At 70.7% G+C, this 2037-nt stretch carries 1 protein-coding gene and 1 pseudogene; both read left to right on the top strand.

Annotation, left to right across the window (positions count from 1 at the left end):
* Window positions 1-305: 305 nt before the first annotated feature.
* Window positions 306-845, top strand: a pseudogene (locus AC27KI_RS23570) (tyrosinase family protein); the annotation flags it as partial.
* Between the two features lie 215 nt (window positions 846-1060).
* A complete protein-coding gene (locus tag AC27KI_RS23565; RefSeq protein ID WP_487116151.1) occupies window positions 1061-1861 on the top strand; it encodes a tyrosinase family protein in 801 nt (266 codons plus the stop codon).
* Window positions 1862-2037: the final 176 nt, after the last annotated feature.

Raw genomic sequence — 2037 nt, 5'->3', positions numbered from 1 at the left:
CCCCGCACCGCCCCCCCGCACCGCCCCCCCGCATCGCCCCCGCGCCCTGCCGCCGAGTGCCTGGGCCGCCGAATTCAGAACTTTTAAGGTGCCGGCCAGTGGCCTCGCCAGCGGCGGCACCCGGTGCGCTGCAGCGCAAAAAATCCAGGCCCGACAAGGACTTGGCGCTGCCATCGAGTCGCGCCAGCACCCCTTGCAGCCCTTCGCCGGCGCCTTCGCGGGCCGCCCTCCCCCGCGTACATTGATCGCCGTGGCACGGGCCCTGACCCGCGCCACGGCAAAAAATCAATTCGGAGGACCGCGGCATGAGCCATTCCCATACTTCCCGCAGGCAAGCCCTGCAGCACCTGGCCAGCCTGACCGCCGGCTTTTCGTTGTGGAGCCTGCAGCACAGTGCCGCTTGGGCGCAGAACCCGGCCGACAACCCGCAGAACTGCGCCCCGCCCCCGCCGCCCGGCCCGGCGACGCCCTTCCAGGGCGGCAAGATCGCCGTCAAGCCGCGCAAGAGCGCCTTCGCCCTGACCGACGCCGAGATCGCCAGCCTCACCAAGGGCTGGCAAGGGCTGCGCGACATCACCGCCCAGAACCCCAACAGCCCCACCGGCTGGCTGCGCCAGAGCTACGTGCACTGCTGGGCCTGCGGCGGCGGCACCGACGGCCAGCAGGGCGAGGAAATCCATTCGAGCTGGTGGTTCCCGCCATGGCACCGCGCCTACCTGTTCTTCCTGGAGCGCGCCCTGGTCAAGGCCTCGGGCGACCCCGACCTGCGCCTGCCGTATTGGGACTGGAGCACCCAGAGCCCCTCGACCCAGACCTTCCCGCAGATCTACGCCAGTGCCGGCAGCGCCCTGTACGATCCGCTGCGCAACCCCGCCAACGTGAAGCCGGGTGCCCGGATCCCTGCCGCCTTCGTGGGCCCGAAGGCCATGTCCATCGTGCTGAACTCGCCCACCTACGCCTTGTTCGGCGGGGTCAACACGGCCATCGGCGGCGGCAGCCCCGGCGCGCTGGAGACCATTCCCCACAACCACGTGCACGTGTGGACGGGCACCGATGGCACATGGGCGTGCTCTCCACGGCCGCCCGCGACCCGGTGTTCTTCGCCCACCATTCCAACGTGGACCGCATGTGGAGCAGCTGGGTCGCGGTCGCCCCCTCGCACACCAACCCGCCGGATGCGGACTGGAACGGCCACGCCTGGAACTTCTACGACGAAAACGGCGTGTGGACTTCCATGAAGGTCAGCGACGTCGTCAACTCCGAAAACCTGGGCTACGTGTACGACTCCCTGGCCACACCCCCGAAGCCCCTGCGCAGCGCCGTGCGGACAGCAGGCGCCAGCCAGCCGGCACCGGCCGAGAACGCGGCCCTGGCGCATCCCGCGCAGCCGCTGGTGGTGCTGGCCGCGCCCCAAAAGCGCAACCTGGGCACCGCGCCCGTCACGCACAAGGCCGCGCTGCCGGAGGGCTTTCGCAAGCCGCTCGCCGCGCTGGCGGCCAACCAGTCGTCGCGGCTGTATCTGCTGCACATCGACGACGTGACCACCCCGCCCGACCGCAGCGTGAGCGCCAAGGTGTACGTGAACCTGCCCAACGCCAACGCCAGCACCACCACCGAGTCGCCCAACTTCGTGGGAATGATCTCCAGCGTGGCCAAGACCACGCCCGCGAACACGGCGGGGCATGCGGCGCACCACCAGGCCGGTATCCGCTATTCGTTCGTGATCGACGAGGAGACGGCCCGCCTGATCGCGCGGGACAAGGCCGTCACCGTCACGCTGGTGCCGGTGGACAGCAACGGCGCGACGCCGCGCCGTTCACAGCTGAACTACGGCCGGATCACGCTCACGCCGCTGCCTTGAAGAACCGGCCCTGAAGGCCAGGCTCCGGCCCGACGCGCGGCATGCTGGCTGCGCAGCGGGCCGGGGCCTGTGCTTTTTTCAGGCCGCTGCGGGCCCGTCAGGTTGGCGCGGCGCCAGCCCCAGGGCCGCCAGCTCGGGCGACACCCCGCTCCCCAGGCCACGTCGCACCGGGGGCT

The sequence above is a fragment of the Acidovorax sp. KPB24-03 genome (assembly GCF_057546605.1).
This window is presented reverse-complemented; position numbering and strand designations above follow the sequence as displayed.